General features: G+C 52.7%; 14 protein-coding genes. 7 read left to right on the top strand and 7 right to left on the bottom strand.

Annotation, left to right across the window (positions count from 1 at the left end; genetic code table 11):
* The 4 genes from AC1MKH_RS07720 (at position 1) to AC1MKH_RS07705 (ending at position 5,911) form a co-directional block, all read left to right on the top strand.
* Positions 1-2,433 (top strand): formate C-acetyltransferase/glycerol dehydratase family glycyl radical enzyme, encoded by a 2,433-nt coding sequence (locus AC1MKH_RS07720; RefSeq protein WP_276218181.1) that lies wholly within the window; start codon positions 1-3, stop codon positions 2,431-2,433.
* 248 nt (positions 2,434-2,681) lie between these two features.
* Positions 2,682-3,572, top strand: a complete 891-nt coding sequence (locus AC1MKH_RS07715) for an Rpn family recombination-promoting nuclease/putative transposase (protein WP_276218183.1) — start codon at positions 2,682-2,684, stop codon at positions 3,570-3,572.
* Between the two features lie 96 nt (positions 3,573-3,668).
* A complete protein-coding gene (locus AC1MKH_RS07710; protein ID WP_276218184.1) occupies positions 3,669-4,484 on the top strand; it encodes a Cof-type HAD-IIB family hydrolase in 816 nt (271 codons plus the stop codon).
* 161 nt (positions 4,485-4,645) lie between these two features.
* Entirely contained in the window at positions 4,646-5,911 is a 1,266-nt protein-coding gene (locus AC1MKH_RS07705) for a DUF1479 domain-containing protein (protein ID WP_276218187.1), read from the top strand.
* Here AC1MKH_RS07705 and AC1MKH_RS07700 read toward each other — a convergent pair.
* The gene (locus AC1MKH_RS07700) at positions 5,878-6,981 is read right to left on the bottom strand and encodes a LacI family DNA-binding transcriptional regulator (protein ID WP_276218188.1); all 1,104 of its coding nucleotides are present in this window, start codon (positions 6,979-6,981) and stop codon (positions 5,878-5,880) included. The genes AC1MKH_RS07705 and AC1MKH_RS07700 overlap by 34 nt on opposite strands.
* 299 nt (positions 6,982-7,280) lie before the next feature.
* Between AC1MKH_RS07700 and AC1MKH_RS07695 the strand changes: the two genes are divergently transcribed.
* Both AC1MKH_RS07695 and AC1MKH_RS07690 read left to right on the top strand, forming a co-directional pair.
* Positions 7,281-8,582: an MFS transporter gene (locus AC1MKH_RS07695; RefSeq protein ID WP_276218190.1), complete on the top strand. Its 1,302-nt coding sequence runs from the start codon at positions 7,281-7,283 to the stop codon at positions 8,580-8,582.
* 14 nt (positions 8,583-8,596) lie between these two features.
* Positions 8,597-10,966: a glycoside hydrolase family 31 protein gene (locus tag AC1MKH_RS07690; protein ID WP_276218192.1), complete on the top strand. Its 2,370-nt coding sequence runs from the start codon at positions 8,597-8,599 to the stop codon at positions 10,964-10,966.
* A gap of 99 nt (positions 10,967-11,065) precedes the next feature.
* Here the strand turns inward: AC1MKH_RS07690 and AC1MKH_RS07685 are convergent, their stop codons facing one another.
* The 4 genes from AC1MKH_RS07685 to AC1MKH_RS07670 form a co-directional block, all read right to left on the bottom strand.
* The gene (locus AC1MKH_RS07685; protein WP_488451918.1) at positions 11,066-13,000 is read right to left on the bottom strand and encodes a M48 family metallopeptidase; all 1,935 of its coding nucleotides are present in this window, start codon (positions 12,998-13,000) and stop codon (positions 11,066-11,068) included.
* A 104-nt stretch (positions 13,001-13,104) separates the two neighbouring features.
* Positions 13,105-14,748 (bottom strand): M48 family metalloprotease, encoded by a 1,644-nt coding sequence (locus AC1MKH_RS07680; protein ID WP_488451916.1) that lies wholly within the window; start codon positions 14,746-14,748, stop codon positions 13,105-13,107.
* A gap of 309 nt (positions 14,749-15,057) precedes the next feature.
* Positions 15,058-16,998, bottom strand: a complete 1,941-nt coding sequence (locus tag AC1MKH_RS07675) for a M48 family metallopeptidase (protein WP_276218198.1) — start codon at positions 16,996-16,998, stop codon at positions 15,058-15,060.
* Positions 16,999-18,304: 1,306 nt separating this feature from the next.
* Positions 18,305-19,897, bottom strand: coding sequence for an ABC-F family ATPase (locus AC1MKH_RS07670; RefSeq protein ID WP_276218199.1), 1,593 nt, complete (start codon positions 19,895-19,897; stop codon positions 18,305-18,307).
* 217 nt (positions 19,898-20,114) lie between these two features.
* On the opposite strand from AC1MKH_RS07670, the gene ldtB reads away from it, so the two are divergent.
* The gene (gene ldtB / locus AC1MKH_RS07665; protein ID WP_276218201.1) at positions 20,115-21,035 is read left to right on the top strand and encodes a L,D-transpeptidase; all 921 of its coding nucleotides are present in this window, start codon (positions 20,115-20,117) and stop codon (positions 21,033-21,035) included.
* 61 nt (positions 21,036-21,096) lie between these two features.
* Here ldtB and AC1MKH_RS07660 read toward each other — a convergent pair whose 3' ends face one another.
* Positions 21,097-21,813, bottom strand: coding sequence for a GntR family transcriptional regulator (locus tag AC1MKH_RS07660; RefSeq protein WP_276218203.1), 717 nt, complete (start codon positions 21,811-21,813; stop codon positions 21,097-21,099).
* Between the two features lie 20 nt (positions 21,814-21,833).
* Positions 21,834-23,210, bottom strand: a complete 1,377-nt coding sequence (locus AC1MKH_RS07655; RefSeq protein ID WP_276218205.1) for a glycoside hydrolase family 1 protein — start codon at positions 23,208-23,210, stop codon at positions 21,834-21,836.
* Positions 23,211-23,296: the final 86 nt, after the last annotated feature.

Here is a 23,296-nt window from a genome sequence, read left to right as displayed (position 1 = left end):
ATGACCACTCTGACGCTCGACAAACTGACCGACCGTATCAAAGCGCATAAACTGGCGCTGGTAAATATCGTCAAGCCGCCGGTCTGTACTGAACGCGCACGCCACTATACCGAAGCCTATCAGCAACATCTGGATAAACCGATTCCGGTTCGCCGCGCGCTGGCGCTGGCGCATCACCTGGCGGAACGCACTATCTGGATCAAGCACGACGAGCTGATCATCGGCAACCAGGCAAGCGAAGTCCGCGCCGCCCCAATCTTCCCGGAATATACCGTGAGCTGGATTGAGAAAGAGATTGACGACCTGGCGGATCGCCCGGGGGCCGGTTTCGCAGTGAGCGAAGAAAACAAACGCGTGCTGCACGAAGTGTGCCCGTGGTGGCGCGGCCAGACCGTGCAGGATCGCTGCTACGGTATGTTTACCGATGAACAAAAAGCGCTGCTGGCCACCGGAATTATCAAAGCCGAAGGCAATATGACCTCCGGCGACGCGCACCTGGCGGTGAACTTCCCGCTGCTGCTGGAAAAAGGCCTCGACGGTATGCGCGCCAAAGTGGCCGAACGCCGCACGCGCATTAACCTGACCGTGCTGGACGATCTGCACGGTGAGCAGTTCCTGAAAGCGATTGATATCGTCCTCGACGCGGTAAGCCTGCACATTGCGCGCTTTGCCGAGCTGGCGCGTAAGATGGCCGCCGAAGAGACCCGCGAAAGCCGCCGCGATGAACTGCTGGCGATGGCGGAAAACTGCGATGTCATTGCGCATGAACCACCGAAAACCTTCTGGCAGGCGCTGCAACTGTGCTACTTCATTCAGTTGATTCTGCAAATTGAGTCCAACGGCCACTCGGTTTCCTTCGCCCGTATGGACCAGTATCTCTATCCGTACTATCGCCGCGACGTCGAGCTGGAACAGACGCTGGACCGCGAGCACGCCATTGAGCTGTTACATTGCTGCTGGCTGAAACTGCTGGAAGTGAACAAAATCCGCTCCGGTTCGCACTCCAAAGCTTCTGCCGGTAGCCCGCTGTATCAGAACGTCACCATCGGCGGCCAGAAGCTGGTCAACGGCCAGGCGCAGGATGCGGTCAACCCGCTCTCTTACGCTATTCTCGAATCCTGCGGTCGCCTGCGCTCCACCCAGCCGAACCTGAGCGTGCGCTACCACGCAGGCATGAGCAACGACTTCCTCGACGCCTGCGTGCAGGTGATTCGCTGCGGCTTCGGCATGCCGGCGTTTAACAACGATGAGATCGTTATTCCGGAATTTATCAAGCTGGGCGTTGAAAAGCAGGACGCGTATGACTATGCCGCCATCGGCTGCATCGAGACCGCCGTCGGCGGCAAATGGGGCTATCGCTGCACCGGTATGAGCTTTATCAACTTCGCTCGCGTGATGCTGGCGGCAATGGAAGGCGGCCGCGACGCCACCAGCCAGCAGGTGTTCCTCGGTCAGCAGAAAGCGCTTTCTGCCGGTAACTTCAGTCACTTCGATGAAGTGCTGGAGGCATGGGATACGCAGATTCGTTACTACACCCGTAAATCGATTGAGATTGAGTATGTGGTTGACACTATGCTGGAAGAGAACGTGCACGATATTCTCTGCTCGGCGCTGGTTGATGACTGCATCGAGCGGGCGAAAAGCATCAAGCAAGGCGGCGCGAAGTATGACTGGGTTTCCGGCTTACAGGTCGGTATCGCCAACCTCGGCAACAGCCTGGCGGCGGTGAAAAAACTGGTCTTCGAGCAGGGGCTGATTGGCCAGCAGGAACTGGCGAAAGCGCTGGCGGAAGATTACGAAGGGCTGACGCATGAACAGCTTCGTCAACGCCTGATCAACGGCGCACCGAAGTACGGCAACGACGACGATAGCGTTGATACCCTGCTGGCGCGCGCTTACCAGACCTATATCGACGAACTGAAGCAGTATCACAACCCGCGCTACGGTCGTGGCCCGATTGGCGGCAACTATTACGCAGGCACCTCGTCCATCTCGGCAAACGTACCGTTTGGCGCACAAACCATGGCAACGCCGGATGGCCGTAAAGCCAAAACCCCGCTGGCGGAAGGCGCAAGCCCGGCTTCGGGTACTGACCATCTGGGGCCGACCGCTGTTATTAGCTCCGTCGGCAAGCTGCCGACCTCGGCAATTCTTGGCGGTGTGCTGCTGAACCAGAAGCTGAACCCGGCGACGCTGGATAACGAGAGCGATAAGCAGAAGTTGATGATGCTGCTGCGGACCTTCTTCGAAGTGCATAAAGGCTGGCATATTCAGTACAATATCGTCTCCCGCGAAACGCTGCTGGAAGCGAAAAAACACCCGGATCAGTATCGTGACCTGGTGGTGCGCGTGGCAGGTTACTCGGCGTTCTTCACTGCCCTGTCGCCGGATGCGCAGGACGATATCATCGCACGTACGGAGCATACGCTGTAAGCCCTTGCCGGATGCGGCGTAAACGCCTTATCCGGCCTACAAAATACTGCCAATTCAATACATTGCAGAATCTTTGTAGGCCTGATAAGCGCAGCGCATCAGGCAATGTTTCAAGCCGGGGAAACCCGGCTTTTTGACGTCTCACCGGGCCGTTTTCCGAGTCGCCTCGCAGGATAATCACACCAAAAATACATACCATTTTACGAGTGCTACAGTCCGCCCATCTTCAACAACCGGCACGGACAGCCATGAAAACCAAATTTCCCGCCACGCCCCATGATGCGATTTTCAAAACGTTTTTGCGCCACGGTGAAACCGCGCGCGACTTTCTTGAAGCACATCTGCCACCCTTTTTACGCCCCCACTGCAACCTCGATACGCTGAAGCTCGAGCCCGAAAGTTTTCTCGATGAAAAACTGCGCTCACGTTATTCCGATGTGCTCTACTCTGTGCAAACCAGTAACGGTGCAGGCTATATTTACGTCATCATCGAACACCAAAGCTCGCCGGACGATCATATGGCTTTTCGCCTGATGCGCTACGCCATCGCGGCGATGCAGCGCCATCTGGATATCGGCCATAAAACCATTCCACTGGTCATTCCGATTCTGTTTTATCACGGCGAGGAAAGCCCCTATCCCCATTCAATGGACTGGATTGACGAGTTTGACGATCCCGACCTGGCACGCCAGGTTTTCTACAATGCCTTCCCGCTGGTGGATATCACCGTCACACCGGATGACGACATCATGCAACACCGCAGAATGGCGCTGCTCGAGTTGCTACAAAAGCATATTCGCCAGCGCGACCTCTCAGGTTTGCTTGAGCAACTGGTGACCCTTTTGCTGTTGGGATACACTACGGAAACGCAGTTAAAAGCGTTGGTGAGCTATATGTTCGTGGAAGGCAATACCGAGAACTGTAGCGCATTGCTGGAGAAACTGGCGCTACGAGCGCCAAAGCACAGGGAGACTCTGATGACAATTGCGGAACAGCTAGAGCAAAAAGGTCGTGAAGAAGGCCAGCGAATCGCCGCGCAACGCATTGCACAAACGTTGCTCAAAGAAGGCCTCGATCGTGAAAAAGTCAGCGCGATAACCGGCGTGGCGGTGGAGGAATTGCAACAGCAAGCACATTAACCCACGCCCTCATACTTTCATATGAAATAAATTTGTGGTTTCGGTCACATTGTAATTAGAATGTTTCTGGTCGCAGTTACATCAGGAGCACTGAGTATGACCGTTAAAGTTATCGTCACCGATATGGACGGAACTTTTCTTAATGACGCCAAAAAGTACGATCGTGACCGTTTTCTGGCGCAGTTTGAACAGCTTCAACAGCGTGGCATTGAGTTCGTCGTTGCCAGCGGGAATCAGTATTACCAGCTCATCACCTTCTTCCCGGAAATCCAGAACCGCATCTCCTTCGTCGCTGAAAACGGCGCGCTGGTGTATGAGCACGGGCAACAGCTTTTCCACGGTGAACTGACCCATCACGAATCGCAAATAGTGATTGGCGAGCTGCTGAAGGATAAAACGCTCAACTTTGTGGCCTGCGGTCTGGAAAGCGCGTATGTCAGCGTAAACGCGCCCGATGACTTTGTGGCGCTGATGTCAAAGCACTACTACCGCCTCAAGCGCGTCGCCCGTTATACGGATATCGACGATAAGCTGTTTAAATTCTCGCTCAACTTGCCCGATGAACAGATTCCTCTGTTGATTGATAAACTGCGTGTCTCCCTCGACGGCGTGATGAAGCCGGTCACCAGCGGCTTTGGTTTTATCGATCTGATTATTCCTGGCCTGCATAAAGCCAACGGCATCAGCCGTCTGCTCAAGCGCTGGGATGTCTCACCGCAGGCGTGCGTGGCCATTGGCGACAGCGGCAACGATGCCGAGATGCTGAAGCTGGTGAAATACGCGTTTGCGATGGAAAATGCTGCCGAGAGCATTAAATCGATTGCCGGTTATCAAACGGATGATAACAACCATCACGGCGCGTTAAATGTTATTCAGGCCGTGCTGGACAAAACCGGCCCCTTCCAGGCGTAAGCCTGCGCCCAGTGTATTGCCGGATGGCGGCTTTGCCTTATCCGGCCTACTAATCCTTTCCGTACCAGCCAGCAAGATTTTAAACGTGCATTAACTTATTTTTAACTTAAAGTATCACTTGTAATCATTTTTACTTTCGAATGAAAGATTGCGAGGTTGATATGGCTCTTACCTTTACCCACGACACGCTGCCTGCCGATCCACAATTAGCGATTCGCCAGATGAAGGCGACACTGCGCGCGCAACTTGGTGATGTGCAGCAGGTTTTCGATAAGCTGACCGCAAAAATTGATGCCCGTGTTGCGGACATTGAGGCACTAAAAGCGCAGGGTCTGCCGATATGGCCGGAGATCCCTTTTTCTGAAATTGCATCGGGCAGCATCAGCGACGCCACCCGCGAAGAGATCAAGCGACGCGGTTGTGCGGTGATCAGAGGTCACTTCCCGCGCGAGCAGGCGCTGGCGTGGGATCGCGCCATGCTGGATTACCTGGATGCCAACCACTTTGATGATGTCTACAAAGGCCCTGGCGACAGCTTCTTTGGCTCGCTGGAAGCGTCGCGCCCGGAAATCTACCCGATCTACTGGTCACAGGCGCAAATGCAGGCCCGACAGAGCGACAATATAGCCGCCGTGCAGTCGTTCCTGAACCGCCTGTGGCAGGTCGAGAGTGATGGAAAACAGTGGTTTAACCCGGACGTCAGCGTTATTTATCCGGATCGTATTCGCCGCCGCCCGCCGGGCACCACCTCGAAAGGTCTGGGCGCACATACAGATTCCGGCGCGCTGGAGCGCTGGCTGCTGCCCGCCTATCAACAGGTTTTTGCCAATGTGTTTAACGGCAGGATTGACGAATACGATCCCTGGAATGCGGCGCACCGTACTGATGTGGAAGAGTACACCGTCGATAACACCACCAAATGCTCCGTCTTCCGCACCTTCCAGGGCTGGACCGCGCTCTCGGATATGATTGCCAATCAAGGCCTGCTCCATGTGGTGCCAATCCCGGAAGCGATGGCTTACGTGCTGCTGCGTCCGCTGCTTGATGATGTGCCGGAAGATGAGCTGTGCGGCGTTGCGCCAGGCAGAGTATTGCCAATTTCCGAAAAGTGGCATCCCTTGCTTATCAAGGCGCTGACTTCAATTCCGGCGGTGGAAGCCGGTGATTCGGTATGGTGGCACTGCGACGTTATTCACGCCGTCGCGCCGGTGGAAAATCAGCAAGGCTGGGGCAACGTGATGTACATTCCCGCCGCGCCAATGTGTGAGAAAAACCTCGCCTACGCCCATAAAGTGCGGGCAGCGCTGGAGAAAGGCGCTTCGCCGGGTGACTTCCCGCGCGAAGACTACGAGGTTAACTGGGAAGGTCGCTTTACCCTTAACGACCTGAATATTCACGGCAGACGGGCGCTGGGCATGGAAGCCTGATTATCGTAGAGCCCTTCACGATCGACGGCGGTGTGCCCTTTTCCGGGGCGCACTCGCCGCACCGATTCCCGCACAGCTAAGCGTCCATGTAGCAGCAGCGAACCGACCGGCGCATCCGGGCGAATCAACCGTTGTTGCAGCATCTGCACCGCTTCACTGCCCAGCTCATCACGGGGGACGTGTACTGCGGTCAGCGGAACATCTTCGATGGCCGCCAGATTAAAGCCATCAATACTCATCACCGAGATGTCCTGCGGCACGCGCAGGCCGCGCAGACGCAGCGCATTAATGGTCCCCGCAGCCATAAAATCACTTCCCACCAGAAACGCCGTCGGCAGGTTTTGCCCTTTATGCGCATCCAGCCACTCACCCACCCGCTCTTCCGTGGCTTTGGCACTGAAACTGTTGATATTAAGCAGGTCTCTGTGGTGCTGAAAATGCAGATTATGCTGCGCCCAGGACTCACGAATGCCAGCCAGCCGCTGTTCCATGGTGTAACGCCGCAGGCACATCACATTCAGCACTTCCCGATGACCCATTTCAAACAAATAGCGTGCAGCAAATGCACCAATCATGCGGTGATCCGGGGCGATCGCCGGCAAACGCATGCGCTCATCGCGACAGTTGATCAACACGCAAGGTTTGCCAAGATCGGCGGCCAGATCGTGGATATGCGGATCGTCAATACCGAGCAGGATCGCCGCCTGCGTTTCCGCTTCATTCATCCTTGAGAGAAACAGCGTCGGGTCGCTGTCATTTTCTTCCAGCGGACAATAGCGCAGGCGGACTTCGTGCGGGGCAAGCGCTTTGCTGATGCTCTGGATCACGCGGTAGTAAAAGATATCCGAACGTTCGTCGAAGGCACGCGGGGGCGCGAAAACCATCAGGCTGTTGAGCAACAAACGTCCTGCCGCCATTCCGTCCATCACCCCCAGTTCGCGCGCCGCGTTCAGTACCTGTTCACGCGCGCGTGGGCTGGTGTTGGCTTTTCCCGCCAGCACACGCGAAACGGTGCTGGCGGAAAGCCCGGTGCGCCGGGCAATTTCGGCGATTTTCAGCTTCTTTTCCATTTTGTGATCCGATTCAAATTCGCGAATGAAAGAATTTTCATAGGGCAGAAACCCTATGTAATAAGGCCTGAGAAAGACATTCATAATGTATCTCAGCCACTCATGAAAAAACGTGCACAAAACCCGCTTTCCCTGGCTTTTTTTGTCTCTTAGTCTGAATTGGTAGAACAACTTCCATACAAGCATAGCGGAAGTGTCTAAAACTAAATAATAAAGATATCAAAAGGTTAATTAGATTGGTGTGATAACTCTCCACGGAGTTGCCCCACCTTACCCTACAAAATTCTGTGGAGATCCCTATGAGTCAGGGCATCAATAACGATATGACCATCAGCAAAACCCGTCGGGTGGTGAAAAACCTGCGCTGGTGGATGCTAATCCTGTTTTTGCTTGGCGTAACCGTCAATTACATCACCCGTAACTCGCTGGGTATTCTGGCTCCCGAGCTGAAAACCAGCCTCGGCATCACCACCGAGCAATACTCCTGGATCGTCGGCGCGTTCCAGATTGCCTATACCCTCTTCCAGCCGCTGTGCGGATGGTTGATCGACGTTATCGGCCTGAAGCTCGGCTTTATGATTTGCGCCTCGCTGTGGGCGCTGGCCTGTCTGCTGCACGCCGGGGCCGGGAGCTGGTTGCATCTGGCGATTCTGCGCTTTTTCATGGGGGGCGCGGAAGCCGCAGCCACACCCGCCAACGCCAAAACGATCGGCGAATGGTTCCCGAAAACCGAGCGCCCGATTGCCTCTGGCTGGGCGGGCGTGGGGTTCTCTATTGGCGCGATGCTGGCGCCACCGATTATCTATTTTGCGCACGCTTCGTTTGGCTGGCAGGGCGCGTTTATGTTTACCGGCGTACTGGCGATGCTGTGGGTTGTGCTGTGGTGGGCGTTCTACCACAACCCTGACAAGCACCCGAATCTGAGCAAGAGCGAGCTGGAATACATCCGCCAGGATAACGAAGCGCCGCCGGTGAAGCTTCCCTTCTTAACCGCGCTGAAAACCGTCGGTAAAAACAAACGCTTTTACGGTATCGCCATCCCGGCGTTTATGGCCGAACCGGCCTGGGCCGTGTTCAGCTTCTGGATGCCGCTCTACTTCGCAAAACAGTACAACATGGATCTCAAGCAGATCGCCCTGTTCGCCTGGCTGCCGTTCCTGGCGGCAGACCTCGGCAGCGTGGCGAGCGGCTATTTGACCCGGCTTTATACGCGTCTGTTTGGCTGCTCCCGCGTCAACTCGACCGTCGCCAGCTCCGTTACCGGCGCTTTTATGATGATTTCGCTGGCGGTAGTCGCCATCACTAAAGATCCGATTATTGCCGTGGTGCTGATGTCCATCGGCGGCTTCGGCCACCAGATCATCTCCTGCATGCTCAGCGCGCTGGTGGTGGAGTCTTTCGATAAAGGCCAGATGGCAACCGTTAACGGTATGCGCGGCTCGGCGGCCTGGATCGCCAGCTTCCTCTTTTCCCTGATTATCGGGGTGACCGCCGACAAAATCGGCTTCAACCCACTGTTTATCGCCATGGGTTTCTTCGACCTGATCGGCGCCTGTTTCCTGGTGGCATTTATTGCTGAACGTCGCGCTAAACGCGCCTGAGAGTGGATGTAAAAATGAAAACGTTGAAAAACTGGACCCTGCAAAAGCAATCTGACCACCACATTGAACTGCTGGTCGATGGCCAGCACACCCTGTGTTTGTACGTGCTGGAAGACACGCTGTTCCGCGTGCTGATTAAACGCAAAGGCGAGCTGGCGCTGGACAGAACCTGGAGCATCGCTCCGCAGCAGGACGTGCCATGGGAAGGCCGACAACGCGAAGACCTCAGCGGCTTTACCCTGCCCGGCTGGACGCTGACCGAGCAGGATGGCACCGTCATCGTCGCCACCGACTCCCTGCGCGCGACCATCCACCAGCCGCTGTGGCTGGAGTGGCACTATCGCAATGCCGAAGGCGAATGGCAGCCGTTAGTCAACGATCGCCCCACCAGCGCCTATCTGCTGAACGCCCACGGCGACGGCGTGGCGCACTATCAAAGCCGTCGCAAAGATGAGCGTTTTTATGGGCTCGGCGATAAAGCGGGCGACCTGCAACGCAACGGTAAACGCTATGAGATGCGTAACCTCGATGCGATGGGCTACAACGCTGTCAGTACCGACCCGCTCTATAAGCACATTCCGTTCACCATCACGCGCCGCGACGATATCAGTTTCGGCCTGTTTTACGACAATCTGAGCAGCTGCTGGCTGGACCTCGGCAATGAGATCGACAACTACCACACCGCGTACCGTCGCTGGCAGGCGGAAGCGGGCGATATCGATTACTACATCTTTACCGGCGAGCGCGTGCTCGACGTCACCAAAGCGTTTGTGCGCCTGACCGGGAAAACGCTGTTCGGGCCGAAATGGAGCCTGGGTTACAGCGGTTCCACCATGCACTACACCGATGCGCCGGATGCGCAAAATCAGCTGATGAAATTTATCCGCCTGTGCGACGAGCACGCTATTCCGTGCGACTCGTTCCAGCTTTCATCCGGCTATACCTCGATCAACGGTAAGCGCTACGTCTTCAACTGGAACTATGACAAGGTGCCGCAGCCGAAAGTGATGAGCCAGGCGTTTCACGATGCCGGGCTGCATCTGGCGGCCAACATCAAACCGTGTCTGTTGCAGGATCATCCGCGTTATGAAGAGGTGGCCGCAAAAGGGTTGTTTATTGGTGATTCAGAAAGCGATGCGCCGGAGCGCTCCAGTTTCTGGGATGACGAAGGTTCCCACCTCGATTTCACCAACCCGCAAACCGTTAACTGGTGGAAAGACGGCGTTACCACGCAGTTGCTGGAGATGGGCATAGACTCCACCTGGAATGACAACAACGAATTTGAAGTGTGGGACGGCGAAGCACGCTGTCACGGTTTTGGTCAGGAAATCGCCATCAAGCACATCCGCCCGGTGATGCCGCTGCTGATGATACGCGCCTCGCTGGAAGCGCAGCAGCAGTTTGCGCCGAACAAGCGCCCTTACCTTATCTCTCGCTCCGGCTGCGCGGGTATGCAGCGTTACGTGCAAACCTGGAGCGGCGATAACCGCACCAACTGGGACACCTTACGCTATAACACGCGGATGGGCCTGGGGATGAGCCTCTCTGGCCTCTATAACCTGGGCCATGACGTCGGCGGCTTCTCCGGCGATAAACCGGACCCGGAACTGTTTGTCCGCTGGGTACAGAACGGTGTGATGCATCCGCGCTTTACCATTCACTCATGGAATGACGATCACACGGTCAACGAGCCGTGGATGTACCCGGCGATTACCCCGGCAATCCGCAGCGCCATTGAACTGCGCTATCGCCTGCTGCCGTACTTCTACACCCTGCTGTGGCAGTCTCACGCAGACGACGAACCGATGTTGCGCCCTACCTTCCTCGACCACGAGCACGACGCGCAAACTTTTGAGGAGTGCGATGACTTCCTGCTTGGGCGTGATTTACTGGTCGCAAGCGTGGTTGAACCTGGCCAGCGCGAGCGCCGCGTCTGGCTGCCTGACAACGAAACCGGCTGGTACGATTTTTACACCAGCGAATGGTTTAGTGGCGGTCAGTGGATTACGCGTGATGCCCCGCTGGAAAAACTGCCGCTGCTGGTTCGCGCCGGGGCCGCCCTGCCGGTGAGCGAGCGCATTAGCTTTGTCAGCGCTAAAGACGATGATACGCGTGAGCTGAAACTCTTCCCGGTAAAAGGCGTCGGCACCACATCCGGCCTGCTGTTTGAAGATGACGGTGAATCGTGGGGTTATCAGAACGGGAATGCGCTGTGGGTAGAATGGGAAATGGTTTGCGATGGCACAACTATTAATCTGAACATCACCGCCCGAGGGGATTATCGCCCGGCGTGGAAAACGTTAACGATTTCTCTGCCGAAGGATGAGAAACGCCAGCTACGCGTCAACGGTCAGTTAATTGACGCGTGGAAACTCGCGGAATAACGCTGTAAAAAGAGAGCGGCCCGAGGGGGCCGTTCTGTTTTCATTACCCTTCATCTTTCCCATCCATTAACCCCGGCTATAGCCATCACCGATGGTTAATCATGAATAATCCTGTAAATGCTGGCGCGCTCGGTCAGAAGTCAGGTATTGCCCTACCCACTCAGTCAGCTTCTCAGGCGTCACCTTCACGCTCTCACGACCGCTTTTAAGCCACAGATCGCCGACATCATAAATCTGCATTGCGCGTATTGCGTCGTTAAAACGAATAGCCGGCATCGATTGTTTCTTTGTCAGCGAAATGTCGGGGTGATACCCCTCACGGACATACAACACCAGAGTCATCGAACTGGAATCCGCCTGTAAATCAAAGGCGGTGATATCGCGCAACATAAGAGGCTGGGGGAGATAAGTACTTTCAATACTCTCCGCAGTGAGAGAAAAAATGGGCTGACGGACACGGCGTTTCTGCCGTTTTGCCTGCCAGATAAAGACAACGCCGAGAAATAGCATGGCGAGACCATAAGGTAGCCAGCTCCAGAGCCGCAACACCACGGCGGGCACCCACAAAAGCAGAGACATCGCAATCAGCAGCCAGCCCCCCCAATAAAGAATGGGCGAAGATTTCTGTATCATCCACAAGTCAAGACGTTCCAGCCCCCGCCCGGCATCAGTCTGAAGTGCCTGGCGCTGACTCTCAACGATAGCCCCGGAAAGAGTGCGATACAGCGCCGGTTCGCTCGCATCAAACAACTGCGCAACGGCCCCATAATCCTCCTCGCTTACCGGACGAGAAGCCCGTGCGATAAGCGATTCATCAAAGGCTACGCCGAGGGCCGCGATTCGCTCGCGCGTGATTGGATGGCTATCCATCGGATGCGCTATCTCGCGGTCGATTGCCGACCGCACATCCAAAGACCCCGTCGGCGCAATAAAATCATGCAGGCTGGCAACCCAGTTCTCCGCCAATACACGTCGATTAACCAACGCGTCAAGATGTTCGTTAACCGGTTCGGTTAACGCAATAATACGCAGCAGCGCTGAAGAAAAATCCTGAGCGGACGCACTGTTAGCTCCAGCCCGATCGGCGGCCAGTTCGCGCAGACGATTCCAGTAGTTGACCGACTCGTGAAAACATTCCAGAAACCATCGTCCCATATCCAACGCAGGGTTCAAAACAAGGTTATCCAGAAATGAGCCAGCCATTGAATTGTCTGCAAGTGCCGCCAGACTACGCTGCATGCTGTCGTAAATCGGAACAAAACGGAGGCTGTACTGCGTATCTTCTCCGGTAAAATGCCCCAGTTCATGGCCGATTATCGCCGCAATTTCCGCCTTTGACATCAAGGAAGCGTAGGTTAGCGGGAAGTGTAACGTGTTACCCGTTAATCGTTCACCACCTTTGAGTTGCACGGTATTGGCTATTACGAAAAAGCTGTCACACAGGCCGACAACAATATTATCGGGAACGGTTAATTGCGCGTTGTGCGCTATCTGTCGTATCCATTGCCAGAACGCGGGCGCTTGCTGTTCCGAGATGTTTTCCCCCCGGAGAACAGAATCGGCAGGCTTAAAAATTTGCAGTGATTTTTTGAGAGTAGAAATGCTATTTCCCAGAAGAGCAATAATCATCACAATCATGATTACACTGCCGGCAAGCGCTTTGATTTCCACAGCATGAATCTGATGCCGGGCCATCACCCACAGGATTTCAGAAGCAAGGAGACTCACTACCGCTAAACCACACAGCATCATCTCGCCCACCATCAGATAGGGCAGACGACGCTTACAAAGCGTAAAGTGGGTAATTAATTGATCCACGGATGCCCGACTACACCGTGCCGACAGAGCGCATAGCAGTACAGCATAGATTACAATACTCAACGCCCCAGAAGATAACAATAAACCTGATATCGCCAGTACCTGGCGTACATGCAATATCCCGTCAGTCGCAAAGCCATATAAGTTTGCTGTATGTATCGTGTCGCTTATCCGCCAGTATTGCCAGACTGCATAGAAGAGAATAAGCAGTGGCATAATAAATATATGTAACATCCGTGTGCGAGCCATAGAATTATTTATTCACCCATTAAATACATAACAAAGAGACGTCAAATTATGACGGCATCCAGCATAAAGATTTAAAACTTACTCAATTCCGCGCGCGCATGCGCAGATGAAATATATTGCCCCACGATCTGCGACATCGTTACAGCATCGAGCTTAACTTTTTGCCCCTCTTCTTCGCACCAGGGGTTGCTTACAACTGCGACGACCCGGCTTTCCTGGGGTTCATAACGGAATACCTGCATACAGCGTTTGGTGGTGATATTCAGCCTATCGCCATTACGCACATACAGATGGAGCATCGCGGCGCCGGAGATGACAACAACCTCATAACGTTCAATGTATTCCAGCGGTAGCGGCTGTGGAAGATAGAGGCTGGTAATGCTTTGCGGCGTCAATGTGAACAATGGCTGACGCGACCGCTGTAATGCCACATTCCCCATCATACCCAGCGGGAGGCCCACCAGCGTAAACAGCCAGCATATTGCGCTAAAGTGTTGAAAGAGCACCAGATAGCCCCCGCCAAATATCAGTACAATACCCACGATCATCATGATCCATGCCATCGATGAGGAAGACCATATAGCCTTCGCCTCTGTCGCCAGTGTCGCTTCAGCCTCGATTTCCTCACGTATCTCGGCGCGCAGTGGTTCAATCTCCTGAGATATCTCGCAAGATAATGCGCTGGCAACAGGCCCGAATAACGCAGGGAAGAAGAGGTTCTCTTCTGGCGCGACGGCACGAGAGGCGCGTGACAGCAACTCTTCATCGAGTGAAAGATTCAGGGCGGTGATACGCGCGCGGGTCGTGGGATGACTATCCATGGGATGCGCAATTTCACTGTCGATGCTGGCGAGGACATCAAGCGGCCCCTGCTTTTGCAACGCCAGCACAAGTCCGTCAGTCCAATTGTCACTGTTCTTCCGCCCGCGAAGAACGTCTTCCAGGTAGCGCTCAACCGGTTCACTCAGCGCCGATATTCTCAGCAATGCGCAGGCGAAGGCCGCAGAGGACGATACGCTAGCCCCGGTTTTATCTGCGGCAAGTTCCCGGATGCGACTCCAGTGGTTCACCGTCTCGTGGAATGTCTGTAAAAACCACATCGCCATATTCAGCGCAGGAGACAATACCAGGCGGTCTATCCAGGCATCCTGCATGTTTTTCGCCATCTGTTGCAGGCTATTTTGCATGCCCGCATAGAGGGGCGCGAAGCGCAGGCTGTACTGCGTATCCTCGCCGGTAAAGTGACCTAACTCATGCCCCACCACGGCGGCAATCTCCGCTTCATTAAGGAGCGACAGATACGTCAGCGGTAAATAGAGCGTATTCCCCGTTAACCGCTCGCCCTTTTCAATTTGTACGGGATTGGCCGTCACATAAAAGCAGTCAAAAAACCCGACGACAATATTATCAGGTGGCGTGAGCTGCGCCTGAGAGGTGAGGCTCCGGACCCACTGCCAGAGTTCGGGTGCCTGTACTTCCGGCAAATTGACGCCAATCACCCGCGAATCTTCAGGCTTAAACAGGGCAAAGCATTTCCGAACAGAAAAGAAACTTTTAATGATCATCCAGAGTATGGCAAATACCGCTATCACCATGGCGAACAGCAATTTCATACCGCCACCATTCATCTCTACGTGCCCCATGGCCCAGATAATTTCGGAGAGCACTAAAGCGACGGTCGCAAGGCCACAAAAAAGGATTTCGCCAACCATCATGAAGGGCAGTAGTCGTCGGCAGAGAGTAAACTTTTGGATGAGCACATCCTGGGAACGTCGCGAAGTGCGTGCACAGGCCCTACACACCGTTACTGCACTCACGACGCTCCCAAAAGCAATGACGGCAAAAAACAGGGCCAAAATAGCAAAGCCCATCTGTAGCGTTTCGGCCTCTGTGTTCATATCGGCAGCACGTATGCATTGCCATATGCCATATGCCATATGCCATACAGCAGAATAAACCCTGGTGCATATAACAACTGAAAAAATTTTCTATTTTTCATATGAATTATTTTGGCAGGATAACGTTCATAGAGCCTTTAATTTCCGTCTGGCATCCGCTGACAACCAATACTGTTGAAAGAGATCAATAGCGGCATCAACCGTAATTTTCTCTTTACTATTACCCCTATCAATAAAAAGCGGCTCAGGAATAATCATTGTGAACGTACCATTTCTTTCAGGCACTAAACCCGCCATTCGCCGTTTAAATACAGGTAGGGTGAGTTTCGGATGACAGTGAATGATAATACAGGTTGACCCTAATTTTTCCCCTACCGTAAAAGACGCCTCTATCCATTCCCATTGAAATACGCCCTCAACGCTCGGACAGATGATCCCTTCTGGGGTAAAGCGATAAAAGGGTTGTTTCGTATCCTGATAATGTTTTCTGGCCAACAGCGCAAACATGACCCCCAATGCACACAGAAACCAGCCAACATACTGGATTGCTGATGTCCCGGCATTCGTTATCGCCACAATTAGGCCTACAACCCACAGAACAATTGCCAGCGTGACAAGCAACCACGTATCAATGGTCCGGGCACATAACGCGACGGTCCCATGCACCCGTGCAGCCTGTTCTTCCCACTGCGCCCGCATTTCTTCTCGTCCAGCAACGATGCTCTCGGTAAGCATTTGTGGTATTGTCTGGACATCCTCTTTGTCTAGCATAGACATCATCTCCTGATAATCGTGTTCGCTTGCAGGCCTTGCAGCCCGATTCAACAAATTTTCATCCAACGCCACGCCAAGTGCATCAATGCGCACACGCGTAGTGGGATGGCTATCGGTTGGGTGCTGAATTTCCTGTTCCAGAAAAGAACAAACATCCAATGCTGGCTGTTTCTTAGCGTTTTCCAGCAAGGTGATGAGGAAATCTTTATCAATAAACTTACCTGTAATAAGCTTATTCAGATGTGGTTGGATCACGGAATCGAGCGCGGAAATACGCAATAGCGCGGACGCCAACGACTGCGGCGACGCCACCGTCGCACCCGCTTTATCCGCTGCCAACTCGCGCAGTCGACTCCAGTAGCGCACTGTTTCATGAAAAACGCGAAGAAACCATAGACCTATTTCCAGCGCGGGGTAAAGCACCACTCTATCAATATACGAAACGCCTTGCGCATTATTGGCGATGGCATCCAAACTGTTCTCTAGCCCGGCATAAAGCGGTAAAAATCGCAGGCTATACTGTGTATCCTGGCCGCTGAAGTGGCCCAATTCGTGGCCAATTACGGCGGCAATTTCAATCTGACTCATCATTGATGCGTAAGTCAGCGGTAAGTAGAGCGTATTACCGACTAACTTTTCGCCATTACTCAGATGAATTTTATTTGCGGTGACATAAAAGCAATCAAAGAATCCAACGACAATATTATCAGGCATTACCACATTTCCGTGGGTGGCAAGATTCGATATCCATCGCCATAGTTTAGGTGCCTGGTATTTCGATACGCTGCGCCCTTCGATTTCAGATGCTTCGGCACTAAATAATGCAAAACACTTTCTCAATGACACCATGCTTTTTAATAGCATCCAAAGCGTTCCGCCTATTGTAGCCAGTGCAAAAATAACCACTTTACCACTTTCGCCATACATTTTTACGTTTGTTACCAGCCAAACCAATTCGGACAAAATCAGAAAAACAAAAGCCAGCCCGCAAAATAATATCAGCCCCACCATCATAAAGGGTAAAATGTGACGGCAGAAGGAGAACAGGCGAATTAAGGTATTTTGCGAGCGATGCGACAAACGCGCACATACGGAACATAACAAGAGGGCAACCGCACCACTGACAATAGACAGCAGTGCAAGAAATACACCGAATTCAGAAAGTAAAAGCCTGACAAAATTCTCACCCGAGATGGAATATAAATCTTGTGAATTGATCGCGCGAACACATTGAAAAAAACAATATATTCCCATCAGCAATGAAAACCCAAATATCCGTAAAAGACTTTTCATTTCCCTTTATCTCTGCGATGATATTGAATAAATATTACTTTATGGTAGATCGCATCGTCAATGGAAAAGCGCTCTATTTCTTCAATCTCATCATCAACAGATCATAATTTTATTGGATACAATATGAAATTAACAACTTTAACAGCCAACTTACTTTTTTTGATAATTGCCATACCACCATTTTTCTTCTGCGAAAGTTTGTCAAAACTTTTCAACTGCGACAAAATATCGGTAATTTTATGTCTCGTCGTTTATGCGGTGATTTGTTCTGTTGTTATCAAAATCATCGCCAGGAGATCAGGTGTGTACTAAACACAGATAAGGGATATGAGAAGCCAGTTATATATGTTCTATCTATGTTAATATCACCTGGCATTCATGACATGACCAGACAAGTTTTCTTGTGACCATGCCGATTACGCAGAACGCTCTCCACGTAGTCAGGGCATCAATTACCAGGTGCCCTGACTACGTAGGAAATCGTCATTGTTGCCGGTGAAATCCGTCATACGCGTCTCCAGTGGGTAGACATCCTATGGTCGTACGAAACAAAATCTATGTGGCAGGATACGTTTCTAGCGCCACTTTCAGAGATGCCATCGATTCCATATCCAGGTGGTTGGTCGATTCATCTACCAACAACACGTCCGGTTTTTCCGTCATCCGTCTATCAAACAACGTGCGGTATTCCCAACAACCGAAAAAGTACCCTCACCGATTTCTTGATATCAAGCTGAATACAACAACATATAGTAATTATATTTATTTCCCAGGGAACCAACATAAACTGAGTCTATTGATTTTTGTCAGGACTACTAACGACCGCTTTTGCCACGTTAAAATTATGGTGATATGCTCAGCCGTGAGCGCCTCAGCGACAAACCTAATCTCAATATCTGCAAATGAGGTAACCATGTTAAATTTCATTTTAAAGTCGATAGGGCTTTATTTAGTCTTTTTTTGCATAGCCTGCCTTACTTTATTTATTGCCAGCACGTTTTTGGATATAGAAAAGATGGCATTGGTAATATACGACCATCTACATATTCATTACAACCTGTATAATAAAATTTATGATTTCAATCCTGCACTGGGCGATATTATTATCATCTGGGCAGTATTTCTGCCTTTATTTTCTTTATTGTTATATTACGCATTTGCAATATATAAAAACCGAATTAAAAAATAGATTCACACCGTAAGCCATATCGGATTGAGATACTGTAAACAATCAAACGCCTGGAAAATGATAAAAAAAGCTGGCAGGAAAATTTTCCCAGCCAGCTTCTCAAATGGTCAGAAAACCTTACTCGATACCCTTACTACGCAGGTAATCTTCGTAATTACCGGTGAAGTCAATCACGCGCTCCGGCGTAATTTCAATCACACGCGTCGCCAGCGAGCTCACAAATTCACGGTCGTGAGAAACAAAGATCAGCGTGCCCGGATACATTTCCAGCGCCATGTTCAACGATTCAATGGATTCCATATCCAGGTGGTTGGTCGGTTCATCCATGACCAGCACGTTCGGTTTTTCCATCATCAGTTTACCGAACAGCATGCGACCTTTCTCACCACCGGAAAGTACTTTTGCCGGTTTCTTGATATCGTCCTGGCTGAACAGCAGGCGACCGAGGATGCTGCGCACCGCTTGTTCGTCGTCGCCTTCCTGTTTCCACTGGCTCATCCATTCGAAGACGGTCAGGTCATTTTCAAATTCGAATTCATGATCCTGCGCGTAGTAGCCGATTTGCGCGTTTTCGGACCATTTCACCGTACCGTGATCCGGCGTTAAATCACCGACCAGGGTTTTCATCAGCGTGGATTTACCGACGCCGTTGGTCCCCAGGATCGCGAGTTTCTCGCCCACTTCCAGCAGCAGGTTAACGCCTTTAAACAGCGGGCCGTTATCAAAGCCTTTGCTGAGGGCTTCCACTTCCAGCGCGTTACGGAACAACTTCTTGTCCTGCTCAAAACGAATGAACGGGTTCTGACGGCTCGACGCTTTGACTTCGTCGAGTTTGATTTTATCAATCTGACGCGCGCGGGACGTTGCCTGGCGAGATTTAGAGGCGTTGGCGCTAAAGCGGCTAACGAAGGATTGCAGGTCAGCAATCTGCGCTTTTTTCTTGGCGTTATCGGCCAGCAGACGTTCACGTGCCTGGGTGGCAGCGGTCATGTATTCGTCGTAGTTACCGGCGTAGACGCGCAGCTCACCGTAGTCGAGATCTGCCATGTGGGTGCAGACCATGTTCAGGAAGTGACGGTCGTGCGAAATGATGATCATGGTGCTGTCGCGTTCGTTCAGCACCTGCTCCAGCCAGCGAATGGTGTCGATGTCCAGGTTGTTGGTCGGTTCATCGAGCAGCAGGATGTCCGGGTTAGAGAACAGCGCCTGCGCCAGAAGCACACGCAGTTTCCAGCCAGGTGCGACCTCGCTCATTGGGCCGTAATGCTGTTCCAGCGGAATCCCCACGCCCAGCAGCAATTCACCGGCGCGCGCTTCGGCGGAATAACCGTCCATTTCACCGTAGAGCACTTCGAGGTCGGCCACTTTATAGCCATCTTCTTCGCTCATTTCCGGCAGCGCATAGATGCGGTCGCGCTCTTGTTTAACTTCCCACAGCTCACCGTGTCCCATGATGACCGTATCCAGAACGCTGAACTCTTCGAAGGCGAACTGATCCTGACGCAGCTTACCGATGCGCTCATTCGGGTCGAGAGAGACGTTGCCCAGCGTCGGCTCAAGGTCGCCGCCGAGGATTTTCATAAAGGTGGATTTGCCGCTCCCGTTAGCGCCAATCAGGCCGTAACGGTTGCCGCCGCCAAATTTGACGGAGATGTTTTCGAACAGCGGCTTACTGCCAAACTGCATGGTAACGTTGCTGGTAACTAACACGGAAGTATCCTGAGGAATGTGACAAACCGCCTATTATGCCACAATTCCGAATTAAAATCGCCCGCCTTCGTAACGCGCTAAACTGTCACCTAAGTGAAAAAAATGTGATTTCGTACACATCTGAATTCCCTGTTGCCGGGAATGCACATATAATGCGCTTCCATCATACATCCGATTTTCCAACCACAGCCTGAGTGGCACTGATATCTCGAACAACATGAACATGAAATTAACAACACTTTTCGCTGCGGCGCTTGCAGTCGTTGGCTTCTGTAAAACCGCATCCGCAGTGACATATCCGTTACCGACGGATGGTAGTCGTGTCATTGGTCAGAATCAGGTGATCACCATCCCTGAAAACAACAAGCAGCCGCTGGAATACTTTGCGGCGCAGTATCAGATGGGTCTTTCCAACATGCTGGAAGCTAACCCGGGCGTGGATACGTATCTGCCGAAAGGCGGCACCGTGCTGACCATTCCGCAGCAGCTGATTCTGCCGGATACCGTGCATGAAGGTATCGTCATCAACAGCGCGGAAATGCGTCTGTACTACTACCCGAAAGGCACTAACACGGTCATCGTGCTGCCAATCGGTATCGGCCAGTTGGGTAAAGACACTCCGATTAACTGGACCACCAAAGTAGAACGCAAGAAAGCGGGCCCGACATGGACCCCAACGGCGAAAATGCACGCGGAATATCGCGCGGCGGGTAACCCACTGCCAGCAGTGGTTCCGGCTGGCCCGGATAACCCGATGGGTCTGTACGCGCTGTACATCGGTCGCCTGTATGCGATTCACGGCACTAACGCCAACTTTGGTATCGGCCTGCGCGTGAGCCACGGTTGTGTGCGTCTGCGTAACGAAGACATCAAGTTCCTGTTCGAAAGCGTGCCGGTCGGTACCCGCGTACAGTTTATTGATGAACCCGTGAAAGCAACCACAGAACCGGATGGCAGCCGCTTCATCGAAGTTCACAACCCGCTGTCAGTGACCGAAGCGCAGTTTGAAGGCGGTGAAACCGTTCCGGTTACGCTGAACTCTACGGTGCAGAAAGTGACTTCCCAGTCTGATGTAGACCAGGACGTGCTGAATCAGGCGATTCAGAACCGCGCCGGTGTACCGATTCGTCTGAACTGATTCGGTTCAGATACAAAAATGGCGAAGCTGATGCTTCGCCATTTTTTTTGGGGTAATCCCCTCACCCATTATTCACCATCACAAACCCGCCATGATCATAGCGATAATGGCAGTGCGCATACTCCAGCGGCGTACCGTCTTCCAGATAAATAACTTGCTCCAGCTCCAGCACCGGATCGGTCTCGTCGCAGTTGAGATACTCTTTGTCGCGAGCATCCGGCTTACAGGCGCGCACCACGCGATAAGAGCCCATCATCTTTAAGCCCAGCGTTTCGCGCACGTAGCGGAAAACCGAACTTTCCAGATGTGATTTATTGAGCCCAGGCACCAGCGCGACCGGCATTACCGTCATATCCAGCGAAATCGGTTCACCGTTCACTAAACGCAAGCGAATAAAATCATAGACTGGCGCATCGGCACTCATCAGCAGCGAGGCTTGCTCTTTTTCATTCGGGAAGCGCACCTCAAAGGCAATCACCTGGCTTGTCACCTCGCCGAGGTGCCGCCAGGTTTCCGTTGCGCCGAAATAGTCGCTGCCCGCGACATCCCACTGCGAAAGCTGGCGGAAGTTTTTTCGCACAAACGTCCCCTGCCCCTGACGCGCATAGATAATGCCTTCAACAATCAGCTGGCGCATCGCCTGCTGAATGGTCATGCGGCTGGTGTTGAATTCAGCCGCCAGCGCCAGCTGATCGGGCAGCGGCTCCGTCGCCGGATAACGCTGGCTCAGAATACGCTGCTTAATTTCCTGTGCGATGGAGAGGTACTTCGCCGCCATCTTCCGCTCCTTAATGGGTGTTACATCTCTTCGCCGTTGCTGTGAATCGCCCGCTTCAACCATGCGTAGCTTTTCTTCGGCACGCGGCGCAAATCTTTCAAATCATGGTTTTCCCGGTTCACATACACCACGCCATAACGCTTACGCATGTCGCCCTGGGAGCTGAGAATATCAATTAACCCCCAGCCCAGATAGCCTATCACCTGTGCGCCATCCTCAAAAATGGCCTCTTTCATGGCATTGATGTGGTCGCGATGATAGGCGATGCGGTAATCATCGGCGACGGGCGTTTCGCCGTCCCAGGATTCAATCACCCCGATGCCGTTCTCTATCGGGAAGACCGGCAGACGCCAGTCGTTATAGTATCGCGTAATGATGCTGCGGAACCCAAGCGGATCGATTTGCCAGTTCCATTCGGTGGCTTTCAGATGCGGGTTGGGCGTATCGCCAAAGAGCATATAGTTATTGACGGCAGTGCCTTCCGGAATGGGATCGCTGCTCAACGTGCGGCTGGCATAGTAGCTGAAGGCCATATAATCATTTTTTAGCGTCGCCAGTACGGCGAGGTCTTCATCGCGATAAATATCACGCAGACCTTCTCTCTCGACAAACGCCATCACTTCCGGGCTGTAGCCCTGCCCCGCAAACGCGCGTAACAGATTCTGATTGAAGAATTCGTCGAGTTGACGGGCGCAGAACACATCGCGCGGTTTACAGGTTGCCGGGTACACCTGGGCGTGCGCCAGCATGCCACCCATTAGCTTGCCGGGTTTGGTTTCGTGCAGATAGTGTGTGAGATGCGCGTGCGCCATCATCACGTGGTGCTGAATCTGATAAAGCTCGCGTAACGTTTTCTCACCCTGCATATAACCGGAAATCAAAAATGCTTCCGGCATATGGTAAAGGTTCTGTTCATTGAAGGTGAGCCACCAGGTTACCTGGTCGCCAAAGCAATCAATCATTTTTTTGCCATAACGGATGAACGCGTCCATCACCCGACGATCGGTGAAACCGTTGTATTTTTCCGCCAGCGCCAGCGGCATGTCGAAATGATAGAGGCAAATCATCGGCGCGATGCCGCGCGCAACAAGCCCATCGATAAAGCGTTGATAAAAAGCGATACCTTCTTCATTAAACTCACCGTCGCCGTCCGGGCAAACGCGGCTCCAGGCAATCTGGAAACGGTAGCAGTTCATGCCCAGATCCTGCATTAAATCAAAATCTTCTTCGAAGCGATGATAGCTATCGGTGGCAACCTTCCAGTCAGAGGCGTTCTCTTTCGGCTCGCGAATGTCATACACCGACATCCCCTTCCCGCCCTCGTTCCATGCGCCTTCGGTTTGCATGCTGGAAACAGAGTTTCCCCAAAGAAAATCAGCTGGCAGTGTGTTCATCATGACGCCCTCAAGATATGACTAGTCAAATAACATATATGACTAGTCATATTAGAAAGCAGCGTACGGCGCAACGAAAAGGCTCACGT

This window comes from Pseudocitrobacter sp. CD920760 (assembly GCF_057782505.1).
The sequence above is the reverse complement of the archived record's forward strand: the minus strand, read 5'-3'. Positions and strand labels throughout refer to the sequence as shown.

Bases quoted from the DNA above. Each gene is read 5' to 3' on its own strand.
- AC1MKH_RS07675 (WP_276218198.1), bottom strand. From the start codon at position 16,998: ATGAAAAGTCTTTTACGGATATTTGGGTTTTCATTGCTGATGGGAATA.
- AC1MKH_RS07705 (WP_276218187.1), top strand. From the start codon at position 4,646: ATGGCTCTTACCTTTACCCACGACACGCTGCCTGCCGATCCACAATTA.
- AC1MKH_RS07720 (WP_276218181.1), top strand. From the start codon at position 1: ATGACCACTCTGACGCTCGACAAACTGACCGACCGTATCAAAGCGCAT.
- AC1MKH_RS07710 (WP_276218184.1), top strand. From the start codon at position 3,669: ATGACCGTTAAAGTTATCGTCACCGATATGGACGGAACTTTTCTTAAT.
- AC1MKH_RS07690 (WP_276218192.1), top strand. From the start codon at position 8,597: ATGAAAACGTTGAAAAACTGGACCCTGCAAAAGCAATCTGACCACCAC.
- AC1MKH_RS07680 (WP_488451916.1), bottom strand. From the start codon at position 14,748: ATGATGGTTGGCGAAATCCTTTTTTGTGGCCTTGCGACCGTCGCTTTA.
- AC1MKH_RS07695 (WP_276218190.1), top strand. From the start codon at position 7,281: ATGAGTCAGGGCATCAATAACGATATGACCATCAGCAAAACCCGTCGG.
- AC1MKH_RS07715 (WP_276218183.1), top strand. From the start codon at position 2,682: ATGAAAACCAAATTTCCCGCCACGCCCCATGATGCGATTTTCAAAACG.
- AC1MKH_RS07655 (WP_276218205.1), bottom strand. From the start codon at position 23,210: ATGATGAACACACTGCCAGCTGATTTTCTTTGGGGAAACTCTGTTTCC.
- ldtB (WP_276218201.1), top strand. From the start codon at position 20,115: ATGAACATGAAATTAACAACACTTTTCGCTGCGGCGCTTGCAGTCGTT.
- AC1MKH_RS07685 (WP_488451918.1), bottom strand. From the start codon at position 13,000: ATGCCACTGCTTATTCTCTTCTATGCAGTCTGGCAATACTGGCGGATA.
- AC1MKH_RS07660 (WP_276218203.1), bottom strand. From the start codon at position 21,813: ATGGCGGCGAAGTACCTCTCCATCGCACAGGAAATTAAGCAGCGTATT.
- AC1MKH_RS07700 (WP_276218188.1), bottom strand. From the start codon at position 6,981: ATGGAAAAGAAGCTGAAAATCGCCGAAATTGCCCGGCGCACCGGGCTT.